Genomic DNA, 706 nt, shown 5'->3' with positions numbered 1-706 from the left:
CCAGTGTGGCTGGTCATCCTCTCAGACCAGCTAGGGATCGTCGCCTAGGTGAGCCTTTACCCCACCTACTAGCTAATCCCATCTGGGCACATCCGATGGCAAGAGGCCCGAAGGTCCCCCTCTTTGGTCTTGCGACGTTATGCGGTATTAGCTACCGTTTCCAGTAGTTATCCCCCTCCATCAGGCAGTTTCCCAGACATTACTCACCCGTCCGCCACTCGTCAGCGAAACAGCAAGCTGTTTCCTGTTACCGTTCGACTTGCATGTGTTAGGCCTGCCGCCAGCGTTCAATCTGAGCCATGATCAAACTCTTCAATTTAAAAGTTTGATGCTCAAAGAATTAAACTTCGTAATGAATTACGTGTTCACTCTTGAGACTTGGTATTAATTTTTCGTCTTGCGACGTTAAGAATCCGTATCTTCGAGTGCCCACACAGATTGTCTGATAAATTGTTAAAGAGCAGTTGCGACGCGGCTTTCAGCTCACTGTCGCGAGGTGGCGTATATTACGCTTTCCTCTCTCAGAGTCAACCCTGAATTTCAGGATTTTTCTCTTTGTTGTTACGACTATCTTGTGAAGTGTTTCACGTTGTCGTCTCAACGGAGGCGCATTATAGGGATCCCAATTTTTTGCACAAGTACTTTTTTGATCTTTTTTTCTGTTTGTTGTTTTTTCACCCTTTTTGCTGCATTCGCACACAAAACG

At 46.3% G+C, this 706-nt stretch carries 1 rRNA gene; it reads right to left on the bottom strand.

Going from position 1 to position 706, the window contains the following annotated elements:
* Positions 1-319 (bottom strand): 16S ribosomal RNA (locus ACFFNX_RS52580); the annotation flags it as partial.
* Between the last annotated feature and the right edge of the window lie 387 nt (positions 320-706).

It is taken from the genome of Actinoallomurus acaciae, from assembly GCF_042429965.1.
Lineage (GTDB): Bacteria > Actinomycetota > Actinomycetes > Streptosporangiales > Streptosporangiaceae > Actinoallomurus > Actinoallomurus acaciae.
The sequence above is the reverse complement of the archived record's forward strand: the minus strand, read 5'-3'. Positions and strand labels throughout refer to the sequence as shown.